This is a genomic window from Lysobacterales bacterium (assembly GCA_014946745.1).
Lineage (GTDB): Bacteria > Pseudomonadota > Gammaproteobacteria > Xanthomonadales > Xanthomonadaceae > Aquimonas.
Genome location: JADCRD010000002.1, coordinates 585,569 through 602,140 on the forward strand (window position 1 = coordinate 585,569; position 16,572 = coordinate 602,140).

13 protein-coding genes and 1 pseudogene are annotated in these 16,572 nt (G+C 64.4%); 5 read left to right on the forward strand and 9 right to left on the reverse strand.

Going from position 1 to position 16,572, the window contains the following annotated elements:
- Nucleotides 1-75 precede the first annotated feature (75 nt).
- Entirely contained in the window at nt 76-270 is a 195-nt protein-coding gene (locus H4O13_14665; GenBank protein ID MBE5316633.1) for a hypothetical protein, read from the forward strand.
- Nucleotides 271-446: 176 nt separating this feature from the next.
- Here H4O13_14665 and H4O13_14670 read toward each other — a convergent pair whose 3' ends face one another.
- Nucleotides 447-905, reverse strand: a complete 459-nt coding sequence (locus H4O13_14670) for an excisionase family DNA-binding protein (protein ID MBE5316634.1) — start codon at nt 903-905, stop codon at nt 447-449.
- 339 nt (nt 906-1,244) lie between these two features.
- Between H4O13_14670 and H4O13_14675 the strand changes: the two genes are divergently transcribed.
- The 3 genes from H4O13_14675 (at nt 1,245) to H4O13_14685 (ending at nt 4,120) form a co-directional block, all read left to right on the forward strand.
- Entirely contained in the window at nt 1,245-1,478 is a 234-nt protein-coding gene (locus H4O13_14675) for a helix-turn-helix transcriptional regulator (GenBank protein ID MBE5316635.1), read from the forward strand.
- Nucleotides 1,478-2,749 (forward strand): HipA domain-containing protein, encoded by a 1,272-nt coding sequence (locus H4O13_14680; protein MBE5316636.1) that lies wholly within the window; start codon nt 1,478-1,480, stop codon nt 2,747-2,749. The genes H4O13_14675 and H4O13_14680 overlap by 1 nt, the downstream gene beginning before the upstream one ends.
- Before the next feature lie 144 nt (nt 2,750-2,893).
- A complete protein-coding gene (locus H4O13_14685) occupies nt 2,894-4,120 on the forward strand; it encodes a hypothetical protein (GenBank protein ID MBE5316637.1) in 1,227 nt (408 codons plus the stop codon).
- A 114-nt stretch (nt 4,121-4,234) separates the two neighbouring features.
- Here the strand turns inward: H4O13_14685 and H4O13_14690 are convergent, their stop codons facing one another.
- The 8 genes and pseudogenes from H4O13_14690 to H4O13_14725 all read right to left on the reverse strand — a co-directional run bounded on the left by H4O13_14690 (nt 4,235) and on the right by H4O13_14725 (nt 16,346).
- The gene (locus H4O13_14690) at nt 4,235-7,366 is read right to left on the reverse strand and encodes a DEAD/DEAH box helicase (protein ID MBE5316638.1); all 3,132 of its coding nucleotides are present in this window, start codon (nt 7,364-7,366) and stop codon (nt 4,235-4,237) included.
- Nucleotides 7,367-7,473: 107 nt separating this feature from the next.
- On the reverse strand, nt 7,474-9,126 hold the full coding sequence (locus H4O13_14695; protein ID MBE5316639.1) for a hypothetical protein: 1,653 nt from the start codon (nt 9,124-9,126) through the stop codon (nt 7,474-7,476).
- Nucleotides 9,123-9,848 carry an OmpA family protein gene (locus H4O13_14700; GenBank protein ID MBE5316640.1) on the reverse strand — a complete coding sequence of 242 codons (726 nt, stop codon included), beginning with the start codon at nt 9,846-9,848 and terminating at the stop codon, nt 9,123-9,125. The genes H4O13_14695 and H4O13_14700 overlap by 4 nt, the downstream gene beginning before the upstream one ends.
- A 2-nt stretch (nt 9,849-9,850) precedes the next feature.
- Nucleotides 9,851-11,731: an anti-phage defense ZorAB system ZorA gene (zorA, locus tag H4O13_14705; protein MBE5316641.1), complete on the reverse strand. Its 1,881-nt coding sequence runs from the start codon at nt 11,729-11,731 to the stop codon at nt 9,851-9,853.
- 55 nt (nt 11,732-11,786) lie between these two features.
- Entirely contained in the window at nt 11,787-12,020 is a 234-nt protein-coding gene (locus tag H4O13_14710; protein ID MBE5316642.1) for a hypothetical protein, read from the reverse strand.
- A gap of 156 nt (nt 12,021-12,176) precedes the next feature.
- Nucleotides 12,177-12,518: pseudogene (locus H4O13_14715) on the reverse strand (ASCH domain-containing protein).
- A 37-nt stretch (nt 12,519-12,555) separates the two neighbouring features.
- Nucleotides 12,556-16,014 carry a DEAD/DEAH box helicase family protein gene (locus H4O13_14720; protein MBE5316643.1) on the reverse strand — a complete coding sequence of 1,153 codons (3,459 nt, stop codon included), beginning with the start codon at nt 16,012-16,014 and terminating at the stop codon, nt 12,556-12,558.
- Nucleotides 16,011-16,346 carry a hypothetical protein gene (locus H4O13_14725; protein MBE5316644.1) on the reverse strand — a complete coding sequence of 112 codons (336 nt, stop codon included), beginning with the start codon at nt 16,344-16,346 and terminating at the stop codon, nt 16,011-16,013. Before H4O13_14725 ends, H4O13_14720 begins: the two co-directional genes overlap by 4 nt.
- Here H4O13_14725 and H4O13_14730 point away from each other — a divergent pair, their 5' ends adjacent.
- Nucleotides 16,347-16,532 (forward strand): hypothetical protein, encoded by a 186-nt coding sequence (locus tag H4O13_14730; protein ID MBE5316645.1) that lies wholly within the window; start codon nt 16,347-16,349, stop codon nt 16,530-16,532.
- The last annotated feature ends 40 nt before the right edge of the window (nt 16,533-16,572 follow it).

Consider the following 16,572-nt stretch of genomic DNA (forward strand, 5'->3'; position numbering starts at 1 on the left):
CGTGCAAGCCTGAGCGCGATCGAGCGGGGCCTTGCCTCTTCCGAAAGGGTCCGTCCTCGCTGCCAGAGTGCCGCAATGGCCAGCCTCGCCAAGACCAACAAGTATCTCGCCACGGCCGAGCAGCGGAAGCAGGTGGTGCGGATCACCATCGCCACCTCGTCGGCTATCGATGGGATCTACGCGCCCTTCAAGCAGCCCAAGGCTGCGAAGAAAGCGCCTGCCGAAGGCGTCAAGGCTGTGAGGAAGGGCCGCAAGCCTCCCAAGGCGTAATGCGCGTAAGCGACGAGGCATCAAGGTGGGTCCCTGCAATCAGCGAGCTGATTGCCTGCCATGCTCTCGGGTAGGGGGCAGCTGCCGCTCCTGGATGTCCGACCTATCGCGCAACAGGCTGCCGACCCACTCGTCGTGGATCTCGTCGGTGCAGCGTGCCTTTGAGTTCGCCACGCTCAGTAGCCCAAGCCGAGCTCTTGTGCGTCGTCGGCCAGCTCATCCAGCGCTGCCTTGCGGTTGACCTGCGAGCGGGCGCGGTACTCCATCAGATCCGTGAACATCACGCGCCGATGGGTTCCGACCTTGCGGAAGGGCGGCTCACCCGCTTCCAGCAGCCCCATCAGGAACGGCCCGGAGACGTTGAGGAAGTCTGCCGCCTCCTGTGTGGTCAGCTCGGCATGGATGGGCACGATGCTGACCGCATTGCCGCGCGCCATGTGCGCCAGGATGTCGACCAGCATCCGCAGCGCTGACGCCGGCACTTCGATCTCCCGGTCGCCATCGATTACCCGCAGCCGAGCCGCAGCGCCAACACCAATGCAGGCTGCCAGCCGGCGGCTGCTCTCACCGGCAAGGCGGGCTTCCTGCTCAGTTGGCAGCTGAGACGGAAGCTGCGTGGTGATCGCGGCATTCATGGCCTTGCCCCTTCGGAGAGGTGGATGGAGAGACTGGCACCCAAACGAAACAAAGGAAACATGCGAACCCAAAGGACCGCTGACGGGCACACCGGGGAACCGGCGGGGCCAGACTTCGGCCCATTGACGGGTAGGGGCCGACTCAAGGATCAGCCCCGCCCCGCTTTGGATGAGCGACGCCCTGCCAGCTAAGGTCCAGCTTAGATTTTCGGCAAACACTGCACCGAGCCCGCTCAATCTAAGCCTGAATTTAGATTTACTCCCCCTCGAACATGGCTTAGTTTCTGCTGCAGACCGCCCTCTGCACGCCGAAAACTAAACCCACTCAGGGATCCCGCCATGGATCGCGCCATCCGCACCGCCGAAGACCTGGGCCGCCTGATCCGCGATCAGCGCAAGCGGCAGGGTCTGCGCCAGACCGATCTGGCCGCCATCATCGGCGCCAGCCACGTGTTCGTGGGCGACGTCGAGAGGGGCAAGCCCAGCGTCCAGTTGGGTCGCGTGCTGCGCCTGCTCGACGAGCTGGGTCTTGAGTTGCGCTTGTCTGCCCCGGACGCCGAGGGTTCCGACTGATGGACGGGGCGCAGCGATCCCTGCAGGTCTGGTACCGGGAGCGGCCCGTGGCGGTGCTGGATGACGCGGGCTCGCACTGGTCGCTGAGCTATGGCGAAACCTGGCGCCAGGCTACCGATGGCTTCGACCTGTCGCCGGCTCTGCCGCGCGTGCAGGGGCGCATCGAAGACGGCGGATCGCAGCGCCCGGTGCAGTGGTTCTTCGACAACCTTCTGCCCGAGGAGGGCGCGCGGGAACTGCTGGCGCAGGAGGCGCGGCTGCCGCAGGCCGATGCCTTCGGGCTTTTGACCTACTACGGCGCGGAGTCCGCCGGCGCGCTCACCTTGCTGCCGGCCGACGCCACCCCCGCTGCCGCAGGCCTGCAGCCGCTGCCCGACGCCGAGCTCTCGCGCCGCATCCGCGCCCTGCCGCGGGAATCCCTTAGCGGCCAGGCGCCGAAGCGCATGTCGATGGCGGGCGCCCAGCACAAACTGCCCGCGGTACTGCTGGGCAAAGATCTTCACGAGCCCATCGGCGCAGCGCCGTCGACCGTCATCCTCAAGCCCGACCACGTGCAGGTGGAGCAGTACCCGCACACGGCGGCGAACGAGTGGTTCTGCATGCGGCTCGCCAAGGTCGTCGGCCTGCCGGTGCCGGATGTCTTCCTGCGCTACGTGCCCGAGCCCGTGTACGCCGTCGCCCGCTTCGACCGTGAAGGGGAATGGCCGCACGTGCAGCGCCGCCACGTGCTGGATGCCTGCCAACTGCTGTCGCTGGATCGAGTATTCAAGTATCAGCAGTCCACGCCGGAAACCCTGGGGCGACTGATCTCACTGTGTCGCGAGAAGGCGCGCACCCGCCTCACCCTGCTGCGCTGGAGCCTGTTCAACGCACTCATCGGCAATGGCGATGCGCATTTGAAGAACCTGTCCTTCCATGTCGATGCCAAGGGCATCACGCTTGCGCCCCACTACGACCTGCTCTCGACCACCAGCTACGCAGCACCCGGCGCCTGGGGCGCGGCCGAACTGTCGGTGAGGATGGGCGCTGCGCGCTGCTTCGGCGAACTACGGCGCACCGACGTGCTGGACTTCGGCGAAGCCCTGGGCCTGCCGCCCAAGCTCACCGGCGAACACCTCGACAACCTGCTGCAAGCGCTACGCAACGCAGCGGCTGAGATGCTCGCTCGCCTCGAACTTGGCGAGGAACCGGTTCGCCATCCAGGAGAACATCGCCAGCTGCGGCTGATCGTGGGTGGGGTGTTCAAGGACATGGCGAGGCAGCTCGCGTAACCCAAGCTGGGTGCCGCCCGGCGCCAAGAATCCTCCGTAAGTTGCAGGCATCCGCTCTGCTGCAAAAGTGTTGAAGCCATTGGTGTCGACCCGAGGGCTGGAGACGACGATCAAGGCACCAGCATGCCCCTGAAGGAGAGAAGCATGGCCGGGAATCAAGTGGCTGCGACAACTGCATTCTTGGACGGCTTCCGCGACCTGATCCGCATGCCGTTGGACGACCATCTCATCCGGCAGGTGGTCGCGTCGGCGGGTCCTCGACGCATCAAGGCGGCTGTGAATGCTGGCGACAGAAGCGGACTGCTGAATGCTCTCCAGTGCTACTTCACGAAGCGAACGGCACTAGCGATCGGGCGCAGGGACCTCGCGGCAGATGTAGTCCGAGGAGCGATGAAAGCCTCAGGGATCAGAAGCTACCTGGACGCTCTGGTTTCTGCTGAGCGCGGCAACGCGGCGGCTTTGATGCAGTCGCTCTTTAAAGCGGGGGCCAAGCTTCCTTCATCTCGATTCGCCGACGCGCTTCCGCAGACAGCAGAATCGCAACCGAGCTTGGTGCTGCAGTTCAGCGAGGACCGCCCACAGCCCCAAGCGCATGCCAAACAGGTGCAACCAGACACGAACAAAAGCACTCGATCGATGAATCCGAGCGACCATTTTCTCGGACCGCGGCCAGCGCGGTCTCGACGCCCCGCTCCGGCAGCAGTCTCGAGTGCGCAGGCGATGCACGAGAGCTCGCCGCAGCGCTCAGAGTTCGGCGCAGGTCGTCTAAAGTCCAGCCAGCCACCGAGGCGATTCCAGACGGTCCACGTCTACAACCAGGTGCGTACTGGAAAGACCGTAACCGCACGCGCGGCCGCGTGTTTCGAACTGACCACACGTGAAGCTGACGACCAGACCGGCGAAGTTCGACCCGCGTTGAAGATCGAGATGACGAGCAAGCATCCTACCCTGCCCAACCGATACGACTGGGACAACAAGCTCGTCTTCTACCTCACTGAGGATGAGCTCCCGCAGCTCCTGTGCGTGTTCTTGAACCTGCTGCCAGCCGTTGAATTCGGCCATCATGGGCCGCAGCGCAACAAATGGTTGAAGCTGCAGCATCAAGGCAGGCACCTCTACCTCAGCATGAGCGAAGGGAGCGAGCGCAAGGCCGCGGTGCAGCTCGACGTCGGCCGGAGTACGCGAGTCGCGGCCTTGGCGGCACGAGCTTTTCAGGCTGCAAACGACGGGATCGACTGGGCCACGGCCCGCGACATCCTGATGCGGGTAACGGCGCCGATGGCAAGCGCAAAGGCTGCGCCATCGGCGACTGAAGAGCCAGAGCATCAACGCTCCGACGGTAGCGCCGTTACCTTCCGATCGTCGCATTGAAGGCCTGAGACAACACTGGAAGGGCTCGTCGCCCGAGGCACGAATAGGCACAGGCTTCAGTGCTGCGGGTCCCTCGCGCGTGCCAATGCTTTCCCTCTCTGCCTTGGGCCGCGCTCAAATCCCATCAAACTCCTCAACACCGATCTCCTGCACACCGGCCAGCATGTCGCGCGAGAGCGAGCGCTTGCGCCCTAGCAGTGCATCCAAGCGCTGCTCGAAGGTCTCGTACCCGTCTCCCACCATCGTGGGGCAGTAGACGTAGACGTCCTTGGTCTGACCGATGCGGAAAGCGCGGTCCGTCGCCTGGTCTTCCTTGGCCGGATTCCAAGGCCGGGTGAAATGGATGACGTGGTTCGCGGCCTGGATGTTGACGCCGAAGCCCACCGCGGTGGTCGAGAGCACCAGCACTCCAAACCCCTCGCGAGCCTGGAAGCGGTCGATGATCCGTTGACGCGAATGGTCGATCTCTGCATCAACAGACGTGCTGCCGTTGATGATCGGCGCGTCGATCGCGAAGACCTCACTCACGGCTCGCTGGATCAGCCGCTGGACGTCGCGGAACTCCGAGAAGACGATGGCCTTGTCGCCACGCGCTCGGATCTCCTCAAGGCGGTGCACGAGCCAGGCCAGCTTCGGGGAGAGCTGCAGGTGCTCGCGCAGGCTCAAAGTTTCGTGATCCGAGCGAAGCTCGGCAGCAGGATGAGCGCAAATGGTCCGAAGTCGCTGCAGCAACGCAAGGATCCGATTACCCTGCCCCCCCTCCTCGCGTGCCGTGCGGTACTGGGTGACAGCCTCCTCATACAGCCGCGCTTGAGGGGTCGACATGCGAAGGCGCTGACCGTTTGGGTCTGTCTCGGGGTGTTCGGGGTCCAACTTGCGAGGCAAATCGCGGGTAACGTCCGACTTCATGCGGCGCAGGACCCAGGGATCGATTCCGCGACGCAGCTGCTCAACCAGCTGCTCATGTCCTTCCGCTCGCGTCTCGATCGCGCGACGGTAGGAGCGCGTAAAATCAGCCAGCGAGCTCAAGCTACCCGGCTGAAAAAAGTCGAACAGACACCATAGGTCGGCGAGTGAGTTTTCCACCGGTGTGCCGGTGCATGCGATTCGAAAGTCTGCGTGTAGCGCCTTTGCCGCCTGGGTCACGAAGGCCGCCGGATTCTTGATCTTCTGCGCTTCGTCGCAGACCACCACGCCCCAGTGCACGCGCGCGATTGACAGCTCCAGATCCCGCAGCGTTTCGTACGTCGTCAGGACCAGCTTCCGACCAGACTCGAACCCTTGCCGAAGCAGCTTGCGAACCCCAGCGTTTCGCAGCTCTTCCGGAATCTGGGCCGGTGGCATGCGGCAACTGGCGATATCATCGCCGTAGAGGCTCAGCACGTCATCATCAGACCATGTCAGAAACTTGCGCACTTCGGCGCGCCAGTTCTGCAGCAGGGAGACCGGCGCCACCACCAGGCATGGACGGGCAGGAACATGTGACTCGTGGTACCACGCCATCAGCGCCAAGGACTGCAGGGTCTTGCCCAGCCCCATGTCGTCGGCGAGCAGACAGCCTTCGATGCCGGTCTCCCGCGCGCGCAAGCGGGCCTGCATCCAAGCAAGGCCTTGAAGCTGGTGCGGCAGCAAGCGGATTTCTTCGCGCAGCGCCTTCGGCGGCTCAGCGGAGTGACTCGGTGAAGGACCAGCGGCATCCGACGGCGGAGAGCCGTAATCCAGGGCATCGAGGTTATGCAGGATGCGCAAAGCGGCGCGACGCGTCGAAGGCTTGGGCTTTTCTGCGCTGCGAGGACTGGCCGGCCGCCCCATGGCTGGGCCATCGACAGGCACCTCGACCAGCAGTCGCTCCGCATACTCGGTGGGAAGCCTGACATGCTCATGGCCTGGCAGGGACACCTGAGCCTGCCCGGCGGCGCGCGCTTGGATGACCCGCTGCTGCAGCTCTTCGCGCTCCTGCTCACCAAGCTCGATCCGTTGGAACCCGACGCCTGAGGCATCAGGCACCGCGACACCGCGCTCAATATTGTCAGGGAGCCAACCTTGATCCGCGCTTTTCTTCGCGATGTAGGGCACGACCTGTGGCGCAGCTTGGTCGAATCCGATTACGCGCTCGCTGTAGTCATCCAGGCGGAAGAAGGCATCAAACCCGCTTGCGAGCTGGGCCATCGGGCGCTGAGCAAGCCACTCGGCGATTTCGGACAGCGCAGCTTCGGAGGCCGGCGTCAGCTCGACCTCTCGGCCGTCCACCGAGAACAGCGGCAGACCCTTGGCCCTCGATCGCTCGGCTGCCTGCAGCAATCGCTCAGCCAGCGACACATCAAGTGCTTCGTCTTCGCTGACGTCGCTGTCGCCCGCAGGGACAAAGCGAACATGCCGAGTTCCTGACTCCTCACTCCAGACCTCAAGGCGATAGCCCAGCAGCCGAGCCTCCGCACGCGCCTGGATCAGCTGATCCTCGTCGATAGCGTCACGCGCCTCATCGCCGAGCACAGCAAAGGGGTTGTGCAGGAACAGGCGCGCTTCGTCCGAGGCAACTCGCCGTCCCGGGATGGCCTTGATGGCAGATAGAGCTGCGCGGGCAGCTTCATTCGGCGCCACGTGGACCAGGCCACCGTCAGCGGTGGGCACGTCATAGCGCTCCTGCACCTTCGAATATCGATCGAACGCCCTGAGAAAGCCCTCAGGTCCGTTGTCGAAGCCGGGCTTCAACTCCACCACGGGGTCGCCCAACGCCTGCGAGCGGTCAAAGGTGAGCTGCACCCGCCCTGGCGAAAGCACGCGCGTGCGCGACAAGTAGTCGTCCAGCAGAGCGCCGGCATGCTCCGCTCGGGCCTGCACCACACCCAGGGCATACATCCGCTGCGCCGGTTCCAGCGATGGGCTGCGCTGCTGGAACTCCTCAAGTGCCTCACACAGCGCCCATTGGGCGGCACCCAGCAAGAAGCGATCCCCCGCGACCTCGATCAAGCCGCCAACGAGACTCGCACGGGCTCCCGGCTTTGCCCCAGAAATCCACTCATCGATCCAGACCGAGAAGTCGGCATCCGAGGGTGTGCCGCTGGACGCCAAACGCGGGACCCAGTCGCCCACGGCCGGCAGAGACAGCAGGCGAAGACCGCCCTGATGGTCAGGCTCATCCAGCAGTCGATACAGCTGCGTCCACGCCATTCCATGGCCGCCGACGGACCCGTTGGCGAGGCCTTCCGCAACGAGCAGCTCCAGATAGCGCGCAGCTGCAGCCAACGCAGGCACAGCTCGTACTTGGTCCTTGGGCAGAGCCCACTGAATTCCAGCTGTGGAAAAGCTGGGCTCCACGTTCACAGCCGCCGGCTTTTTCCATGGAAATCCGATCACAGGTAGTAGCCTTTGCCTTGCTTGTAGCGCATACCGAGACGACGCAGCTCGTGCGCTCTATCGCCCACCTCATCATCGAGCACCCATACCGTCCCACCTTGCGGGCGCCGATCACTGATCTTGAAACCCTGCTTGCTCAGCTGCACAACGATCTTGTCGGGACTTACTGCCCAACCGGCTCGGAAGGGTTCTTCTTCCTCCCTTCTGGCGGGCCGGGTACGCGAGGCAGCGACCCTTGTTGATGGACCTGTCGTACGCACTTCACCTGAAGATCCTTGGCGGACCCCCGGCTCATCCGTCTGGATTCCCACCCGTTCAAGGTCATTCAGGAAGCTCTCCTCCCACCCGCCCCTTCTATCTGTATGGAGCAAGCGAAGGTCGTGATCGTCGCGCCTCAGATCAGCATGCTGATAGACGCGCCTGCCGAGTTCGACCTTGTGCTTGTCCAACTTGAAGGCGTAGCAGGCGTTGCCAGTCTGGCTGAACTCGACGAACAGCCATCCGCCGATACACATCAGGATGGCGTTGTTGCTGCCGGAAGTCTTGGTCAAGTCGCCCAAGCGATCACCTTTGCGCTTGATGAACTCGTGCACATCTCGCGCACGACTGCTGCGTAGATCTGGTCCGAGCAGGATCATCGTGTAGGTCATCTGCTGCTTGAAGCGCAGCCAGAACTTCAGACGGCGGTCGTCGACTTCCTTCTCGTCCTTGCAGAGCCTGTAGAAGTCCTCAAGGTCCTCCTGGGCCAGCCAGCCGCACACCATCTGCTTGGTGGCCGTTGAGACCTGCGTCCACAGCTGGTTGCGCAGGAGTTGGGGGCTACCCCAATGCTTGAGCGAAGCCTGCAGTAGCGCCTCGTTGCGTCGACTGCTATCCAGCTGTGCTAGCCGTTGCAAGCAGGCTGCCAGCAAGGGATTGACCGCGCCGGGCGTCCGCTCGGCAAATTGCAGCAGGTCGGGCAGTCGACGCTGCAGCGCCTCCAGATCCATCCGCCCGACGCACTCGCCAATCGAGCGGATGAGGTCCACCCACAGCCAGCTCGCAGGCGGAATCTCCACCGTGGCCTGCAGATCCTTCAGCTCCTCGGTGTTGCCGACGACAAACGCCTGCGCGTACTCGAGGGTCGGGGCTCGCGAAAGCAAACGCTGATGGCGCAGCACGTTCTCCAACCAGTCGGGGCGCGTCGACGAGGCTCGCTCAATCTGCGGCAGAGCGTGCTTGAGCAGGCCGCGAAGACGTTCAATATCCCCGGCGTCGGCCTGTAGGAACGAGAAGAACAGGCCGCGCCAGTGGGAGGGCCGCAACTGCCCGTTTCTAGCCTGCGCCTCCCAATACGCGAGAAGACGCCCACCGACCTCTTCGTGCTCAAGCGCAGATCGTCCGCCAAGGCTCTTCAGCTTGATGCTGAAGGCATGCGCCAACAGGAACGCTTGGCCACGGGTGGGCGACTCACGGCTACCAAGAAGCTGGGACGCCGCGCGCTCAACTCGATCCGTGGATGCGAGTACGCCTGTGCGTTCGCCGACACGCTTGCGCACCTCTTCGACTGCACGTTGCAGGGCATGCATATCCGGGGCGTCGCGACCACCCGGAGCGATTCCGAGGAGGATGGCGTTCAAGCGGGTCTGGAGCTGCTGGATGGCGTTCATGACAGCATGCAGACATCGTCATCGCGCGAGGCAAAGTCGATCGGCGGTGGGACGTTGTCCTGCTCCTCCAGTGGGCGGAACTCCAGCCGCATCTCGACACGCCGGCTTTCGTCCTTGCTCTCCTTCGCATCGTTGAAGGACACACCACCCGCGAGGAACAGCTGGCGCACGCGCTGAAGCTGGGCTTCAGTGAGCGAGAGCGCCGCGTTCTTGCGGCGGTCAAGCAGAAGGCACATCACCCACTGCGAACGTTGCAGGCTCAGGTGGAGGTTGTAGAGATAGGAGCCATCGGTATCGGTGAAGCCTTCGATCACCACCTGCTTCAGCCAGCGCTTCCCCTCCTCGCTGTCCGCAGTGGCGAGAACCTTGGGCACGAGCTCAGCCAAGACCTGATTGGCTTCAGGGGGAAGCCTGTAATCGTTCTGGGCGAAGCGCCCCACCTCGCCGAACCGAATACGGTGATCTTCACAATCGATCTCTATCGATGTGTGCCCCCCCAAGCCGACTTTCAGCTGGCTGCATATGGACCGAATGGCATCGTCGCGCTTTTCGCCCAAGCTCTTCTCTCGAGCACGTTCGCTGGAGATAGCCACCATCGTCGCGGCCATAGCTGCTAGGAACAGGGTCATCATGGCCGTCATGAGGTCGGCATAAGAGATCCAGAAGGGCTTTTCACCCTCCCCCTTGGCCTTCTTCTTGCGGGCTCCGAGCAAGCCGAACATGCTCAGCGGCCTCCCTCGGACGCGACGGCAGCCAGATCCTCGAATGCGCTCTTCAGCATGCTGATCGCGGCACCAAGCTGCTTCTGGTACTCGCCCAGATGGAGGGCCATGGTCTTGCTGAGATTGCCTGCGAAGTCCTCAACCGACTGCGACAGGCCTCCTCGTGCGTCCTCCGCCAGCGCCGCGAACTCCAGAGCGGCCTTCTGCGCTTCGGACTGCAGACTGCTCAGCTCGCGCAGCAGGGCGGAGCGGGTTTCGGCTTCTGTCGCCGCAGAGCGCGCCACGCTCTCGAGCTTGCTGGAAGCGCTCTCCAGACTGCGCACCCCCGTGGACAGAGTGTTGCTGGTGGAGCCCAGCACCGTGGCGGACTCGTTCATACGCTGAGTGGTCGCGGTCAACGAGGCGTGCAGACTGTCCAGACGCTCCAAAACACGCCCCATCCCCTCCAGGCTGCGCGCAGCGGCGGCTCCTGCTTCGCTCATGGACCGAGCGCTCTGCTGCATGCCCTCGATCGCTTCCAGCGAGACCTTGCCAAAGGCTGTCACTGCCTCTTGCGTCGCACCTGTAACTTCGCGATTGCTGTCGGCCAGGGTCGCGATCCGACCCTCCATGGCGGCGGTCACGCGCTCCATCGACTCGGTCAGCTGTTCGGCCAGCGCCTGCTGACGCTCTTCGATGCGTCTGACTGCACCGTCGACACCCGCCAGCAGCTGCTGCATGCCCTCGGCAGCCGCAGTGCTGTGCTCACGCTGCTGGCTCGCGATCGAGCTGAGCAGGCTGTTCACCGCCGCGCGCAGTTCCTCCGAGGCTTCGGCGTTGCTGGCGCGCATGTCGCCAACCAGAGCGCGCAGGGTGGACTCGACTGTCGACAGCGATGCCGTGGTCTGCTGCAGCAGCTGCCCCATATCGCCCAGCTGCCCTCCGACGGTTTCCTTCATCTGCGCGATGAAGGCGCTCATCAGGGATTCCAACGCATGGGAGGCCGCCGACGTCTGCTGGCCACTGGCCTGGCGCACCGTGTCAGCGATGTGAGCCAAAGGCTCTTTCAGGCTGCCCTCGATGCTGCGACCGATGTCCGCTGCCATCTGCTGGGTTGCTCCTACCTGCGCGTCGGACAGATTGGTCAGCATGGCCTTCAAGTCTTCCACCAGGCTCTCCTTGAGCTGGCGCGTCTGGGTTGCGTTGTCCTGCGAGGCGCGAACGAGATCCGACAGGTAGTCTTCGCCGACGCCCGCGCGGAAAAGACGATCGAGCGCCTCTGTAAGCCGTCCCAATCTGTAGGTGCAGGCCGCGAAGAGGATCTTTTCCACGACGGTCACAGCCATTGCCAAGCCGATGGCCGTCGCAGAAAAGAAGAAAGCGTTCTGCACGTGCGTGAACAAAGGACCCAGAGAATCCTTGAGCTGATTTGCATCGCCGGTCGGCTCAAACGCCATCAAGCCGGAGATCAATCCCACGAAGGTTCCAATGATGCCAAGGCCCGTAAAGATGCCAGGCAGATGTTTGAAGTACTCCGTGTGGATTACCGGATCAATAACCGAGTCCACGTGCAGAAAGCTTTCCGCTGGGGCAGTTGCTCGGACCGCCACCGTCTGCATGCGTCCGTTCACCAGCTTTCGCTGATCGTGGAGGGTCTCCTCGAATTCGCTCCAAGCGTGAGCAAATTTCGAATCCATGAACAGCTTAGCGAGTCGATCACGCAGCCCATCCTGCGCACGCACATCGAGCGCGGACACCTCTCCGGCGAGATGCTTGAGCTGGCGAAGCAGGACAACACCCCTGCCCATGTATCGATTCAAGAAATCAACCAACAGAAGCACGCAGATGACGGTCAACGCGAGCATCAGCCAGCTGTCGACTATGTGCGAGAGAAATTCGGACATGAGTGTTCGTACTCTTGATCTTGATGTCGTTTCTGAAGGACCGGGACCGTGAGGCTCAGGCTGCCAGCCCCAACTCAGCAGCCGAAGCCCAGCGGATGCCGCTGACGATGCCCCAGTTGCCCTGCTCGTTCGGTCGGCGCCAGCGCGGCACGCTCATCCGCCGCAGGGCCTGCAGCGCTTCAGTGAAACTGTCGTAGCGCTGTTCCTCGCCCTTTTCGCCCACGGTGAACTCACCGCTGCGGATCAGGCCCGGGTGGAAGCAGGTGCCGTCGCGCGCCACCGGCAGCAGTGTCTGGGGTGACAGTTCGAAGGCTCGGTTGGTCGCCTGTGCCGTGGGACGCATCGGCGGGCTGACGACGCGCTGCACACTTGCAGCAGGGGCCGTCGGCAGCTGGATATCGATGCCCTCGAGGGCGGCCTCCACGGCCATGGTTTCCGCGGTGCTCAGCTGCACCCAGATCACGGCGCCCGAAGGGTGTTCATAGGGGACGGGCCGCGACAGGGGACGCGCATTCCTGAGCTCCCAGGCCACGTTCCATTTGATCAGCTCGCCGCTCTCGTAGCGCTCAATCGGAATGGTGTGACGCGCAGAGTTCTCGCGCAGCTCGGCGAGGCTCAGGGGGCCTCGGCAGCCGGCCAGCTCTGCCACTCCGACGACTTGGCCGCTGCCCTCGCGGATCAGGGCGAAGCGCCCGCGGTTCTCGGTGCTGCGGCTGCGCAACTCCCAGGTCTTCCGGCCTTCGAGAATGCGTGAGATCCAGGGCTCATCGATGATGAGTGCCTTCATAGCGTGGTGCCCCTTGGTGTTGCTGGCCGCCCTCAGCTCAGGCGGCCCGGTTGATGCTCTCGATCAGCTGGATCAGCGCGTTCGCTTCCGAATCGGGGAACAGCCCATCTAGGCCGTCGTGGTGGACGGCCGTGAACGGTGCTTCGTAGAGCTGACCCGGATCGATGGTGCCGCTGGAGGTGAGACGGTCGATGACCATCTCGACGAAGCGGATCTGGTTGCTGCTAAAGCGGCCCTGGTCGAGGAAGCGCGCAAACGCCTCTTTGGCCGCGCTGCGGTCCAGGCCGACCAGGCTTCGGATGAAACGTGGAAGAGACACGCCCTCGCCGTAGCACTCCGCGAAGCGCTGCCGGCTTTCAGCAGCCTCGGCCTGGAACAGGAAGCCCTCCAGCTGTTCGAGGTCGGTCGGCGTCAGCGGCTTGTTGAAGCGCAGCTTGGCGATGGCAACGTGGTCGGCATGCTTGCGGATGAAGCTCTCGACCTTGCGCCGATACATCGCCACGTTTACGCCGGTTGTCAGCGGCGGAAGCGTCACCGGCACAGGCTCACCAATCGTGTCCTTCAGCACCGTATAGACCACACCCTGCGTGCGGCGGTCGATGAACTGGATCAAGCTCCGCAGCTTGCGCCGCAGCTCCTCCAGCATCGCCAGGCTGACGTCCTTCCACCAGGCTTCGGTCTGCACCGCCTGGATCAGGGCCAGCTCCAGCTTCACCGCCGGGATGCTGTCCTTGGCTTCCAGATCTTCGGCCAGCTCGATCACCCGGTTGCGAAGCGTCTCGAAGCTGCTGCTGCCCTCGATCATCGCCACCTGCAGGTTCACGCACAGCAGGTCGAACAACTTGGCGCTGATGTGCTCGGGCTCGCGCTCACTGGGCAGGCCGGCCACGTGCTGGCGCAGGTCGGTCAACGCGCTGCCGTCCAGTGCATCCCAGGCTTCGCGCTGCGCGAAGCGGCTCACGTGCTCGCGCTGCGGGCGCACGATGAAGTTGTCGATGTTCATCGCCGCCACTTCGGCGTGCAGCAGGTCGACCACGTCGGTGCGCAAGCGCGCGCCGCTGCCGTACTGACCGCGGTCATCCTGCTGGTCACTGCGGTTGCTGGCCGGCGTCGGTAGGGCCTCAAGCAGATCCAGCCGGCGCTTGAACAGTCGCTGGGTCAAGGGCTCGGCCACGCTGCCAGTGGCGCCCGCCGGGTTCTCGTTGAAGTACTCGAAGTTGCCGCAGAAATCGAAGATGTAGAACTCGGTCTTGTGCTGCCCAGGCCCGAACAGGTCGGGGCACAGCCGCGTGCCGCGGCCGATCATCTGCAGGAACTTCACCTTCGAGCGCACGGCCTTGAAGAACACCAGGTTCAGCACCTCAGGCACGTCGATGCCGGTGTCCAGCATGTCCACCGAGATCGCGATGTGCGGCTCGGCATCGCGCTTGCTGAAGTCGTCGATCAGGCTCTGCGCGTAGGTCAGCGCATAGGTCACCACCCGCGCGAAGCGGCCCGCCAGATGCGGGTAGTGGTGGTTGAAGCGCTGGGCGATGAACTCCGCATGCCGCTGGTTCACCGCGAACAGGATCGTCTTGCCGAGGCGGTCGCCGCCTTCCACCTTTAGACCGTGCTGCACCAGATGCTTCAGCATCAGGTCGACGGTGTCTTCGTTGAACAGCTGCTTGTTGACCTCGCTGGCGCTGACCTCGTCCGGCGGACCGTCCTCGCGGTCACCCCAGTCCAGCGATTCCCAGTGCGCCTTCTCCTCCGGGCTCAACTCGTCGTAGCGGATGCCTTCGCGCACGAACTTGATCGGCACGGAGTGCGCCTTGGGTGGCACCAGAAAGCCATCGGCCACCGCTTCGTCGAGACCGTAGGCATCGGTGGGCACACCGGTCTCCAGCCCGAATAGGTGGTAGGTGTCGCGGTCCACCTCATCGCGGGGCGTGGCGGTCAGGCCCACCAGCAGGCTGTCGAAGTAGCGGAAGATCGCGCCGTACTTCTGGTAGACACTGCGGTGCGCCTCGTCGACGATGATCAAGTCGAAGTGGCCCACGCCATAGCGGCGCTGGTCGCCCTCGAAGCTCTCGATCAGCCCCATCATGGTCGGATAGGTCGACAGGAACACCCGGCCCTGGCCCTGCTTGTCCGTGCACAGGTTGACCGGGCTGCTGTCGGGCAGGTGCGCCTTGAAGGCATTCGCCGCCTGCTTCACCAGCGCCACGCGGTCGGCCAGAAACAGCACCCGCTTGACCCAGTTGGCGCGCATCAGCAAGTCCACCAGCGCGATCGCCATGCGGGTCTTGCCGGTGCCGGTGGCCATGGTCAGCAGGCCGCGGCGTCGCCCGCTGGCCAGCGCCTCGGTCATCGCTCGAATCGCGCGCAGCTGGTAGGCACGGCCGGCGATCTCGGGCTTCACGCGCAGGGCGCGCAGGTCGCCCTGCAGGCTGCGCCGCTGCAGGGCGAGAGCCAGCTCATTGCGGCTGTAGAAGCCCTGCACCTCGCGCGGCGGTGCGCGCAGGTCGTCCCACAGCCAGGTCTGGTGGCCGTTGGTGTAGAAGATGATCGGCCGCTGCCCGGTCTGCTGCTGCAGGCAGTCGGCGTACAGCTTGGCCTGCTGCTGGCCGACGGCCGGGTCCTTCAGGCTGCGCTTGGCCTCCACCACCGCCAGCGGCTTGGCGTCCGCGCCCCACAGCACGTAGTCGACAAAGCCCTCGCCCTTCTCGTTGGGCATGCCGACCACCGGCACTTCGACCGAACAGGTCTTGCCCACCTCCCAGCCGGCCTCTCGCAGCAGCACGTCGATGAACAGGCGGCGGGTAGCGGCCTCGTCGTAGTCGTGAGCATCAGGTACGGCCAGGTTGGTGGCCTTGGCGCGAGCCAGTTCGGCGCGGGCTTGGGCCAGCTCGGCGTCCAGCGCGGCGATCGCAGCTTCGCGCTCGGCCAGCGTGGCGGCTTGTTCGGCGATTGCCGCCTCGCGTTGCTCCAACGCATCCAGCTGAGCCTTCAGCTGCGACTGGAACGCGGCCTCCTGCTTGGCCAACTCTTCGCGGGTCAGCGCCGCCGCCTCATCGGCGCGCACCAGCTTGGGCACCAGACGCTCGTCCCAGCTCGCCTCGATTGTCTTCGGATCGCTGGCGCGGGTGTAGGTGCGGGCCAGCCAGAACAGCACATGGAACAGCTCGCGCACCAGGCGCAGGGCGTCGCCGTGGCCAATGCGCTCGTTGCGGTGCACGGCCTGGTTGCCGGCCTTCTGGATCAGCCGCGCCTTCTGCAGCACCGGCGGGGGCAGCAAGGCCTCGAAGCCGGGCTGGGTCAGCAGCACGCCCAGGCTGGTGTCGTAGGGCATGCGCAGGTCGCGATCGTGTTGGTACAGCCAGTGCACCGCCTGCTCCAGCGCGTGGCGCACGCGCATGCAGCAGGCGCGCGGGTCCGAATACACCAGCTGCTCGGCACCGCGCGCGGGCTCGAACAGCGGCTTGAACTCAGCCGCGAGGAACTGGAAGTTGCTCATGGATCCCCCTCGATCAGCTCGCAGCGGCCGCCCTTGCTGGGGCCGCGCTGGCGAAGCCGCGCCTGGGCTTGCAAGTTCGCGGCCGCGCGCTCCACGGTGCGCAGGGAACACCCCAAGGCTCCCGCGACATCCAGCAGGCGCAGCACCTGGTCGACTGTTGAGGCACGGCGTTTCGGCGGCTTGCTGGCGCCGGCTTCTACCGACATCTCTACCGGCGCTTCTACCGACAGCTTGGCCGTGATGGCTTCGCGCCAGCAGGACTTGGCGGCCCATCGAAAGCGTTCGCCGCAGCCGCCGTGTCCGATCGAGGGTGGCGTTGCTAGACTGCCCACATGGCCAGTCTTTCCCAGTCCAACAAATACCTCGCCACCGAAGCGATGCGCTTGAAGGTGGTGCGACTGAGCCTGTCGACGTCCTCGGCGATCGACGGCATCCGCTACCCGACCAAGGCTGCGAAGTCCCCCAACGCGGGTTCGCGCCCAAAGCGCAAGAACGTCCCCAGGCCAGAAGAGACCTGAGGACACCTCGCTTGATCGGCTAAGGCCGAGTGGACTCGCG

What these genes read in the sequence shown, in the direction of transcription:
- zorA (MBE5316641.1), bottom strand. Translation starts at nt 11,731, where the DNA reads ATGTCCGAATTTCTCTCGCACATAGTCGACAGCTGGCTGATGCTCGCG.
- H4O13_14665 (MBE5316633.1), top strand. Translation starts at nt 76, where the DNA reads ATGGCCAGCCTCGCCAAGACCAACAAGTATCTCGCCACGGCCGAGCAG.
- H4O13_14670 (MBE5316634.1), bottom strand. Translation starts at nt 905, where the DNA reads ATGAATGCCGCGATCACCACGCAGCTTCCGTCTCAGCTGCCAACTGAG.
- H4O13_14675 (MBE5316635.1), top strand. Translation starts at nt 1,245, where the DNA reads ATGGATCGCGCCATCCGCACCGCCGAAGACCTGGGCCGCCTGATCCGC.
- H4O13_14700 (MBE5316640.1), bottom strand. Translation starts at nt 9,848, where the DNA reads ATGTTCGGCTTGCTCGGAGCCCGCAAGAAGAAGGCCAAGGGGGAGGGT.
- H4O13_14695 (MBE5316639.1), bottom strand. Translation starts at nt 9,126, where the DNA reads ATGAACGCCATCCAGCAGCTCCAGACCCGCTTGAACGCCATCCTCCTC.
- H4O13_14720 (MBE5316643.1), bottom strand. Translation starts at nt 16,014, where the DNA reads ATGAGCAACTTCCAGTTCCTCGCGGCTGAGTTCAAGCCGCTGTTCGAG.
- H4O13_14685 (MBE5316637.1), top strand. Translation starts at nt 2,894, where the DNA reads ATGGCCGGGAATCAAGTGGCTGCGACAACTGCATTCTTGGACGGCTTC.
- H4O13_14680 (MBE5316636.1), top strand. Translation starts at nt 1,478, where the DNA reads ATGGACGGGGCGCAGCGATCCCTGCAGGTCTGGTACCGGGAGCGGCCC.
- H4O13_14730 (MBE5316645.1), top strand. Translation starts at nt 16,347, where the DNA reads ATGGCCAGTCTTTCCCAGTCCAACAAATACCTCGCCACCGAAGCGATG.